Raw genomic sequence first — 585 nt, 5'->3', positions numbered from 1 at the left:
CGAACAGAGAAATCCGCGAACTCTCTTCGCCGCGTGGAAACAATAAGGTACACAGAAATTGCAATAGAACCAATCAGAGAAAACAGCGGAACGACCAGCAATTCAAGCTTATTACCCCATCGATCAACCACACCCCCACTCCAATGAGCGGGAATTGCATCAGGGAGGACTGACCAAGCCGCCCATAGAATCAGAAATGGAAGAATAGAGAGGATGAAAGATGATAACACTGCAGTAATTTTTTTTGAGGCTCTCATCGATTCCGCATCTCCTTGCGCGCCCACATTCCACTCCGCCTTAAATCAACTATAAATAAAAACTTGAATGCAAGTTTGTTTTGATTAGTATGGAAACTATATCCATTTAGTTCTAATTTGTTCGTAGTATCAAATCGATACCGACACTAGCATGACGTAGTCTTTCAAGACAGCTACTCAACATTGGAGGTCACCGCTATGGACAATGTGAACCACCTAAACGAACTCTCAATACAGTCCCAGCTTAGCATCCTTGAAAAACTGGTCGCGGACGCGGAACAATCTACCGACGCAAGACGCGATTTCGAAGCTCAGCCTCGTGCCGTAT

General features: G+C 44.8%; 1 protein-coding gene. It reads right to left on the bottom strand.

The window, feature by feature from the left end:
- Positions 1-284: DUF1648 domain-containing protein (locus ACEXKH_RS09655; protein ID WP_373573950.1), on the bottom strand; the 284-nt coding region annotated here is incomplete at its 3' end.
- Positions 285-585 lie beyond the last annotated feature (301 nt).

It is taken from the genome of Collinsella aerofaciens ATCC 25986, assembly GCF_964259375.1.
In the GTDB taxonomy this organism is placed as follows: domain Bacteria; phylum Actinomycetota; class Coriobacteriia; order Coriobacteriales; family Coriobacteriaceae; genus Collinsella; species Collinsella aerofaciens_BO.
Note: the sequence above shows the minus strand (reverse complement) of the source record. Positions and strands in the feature narration are given on the sequence as shown.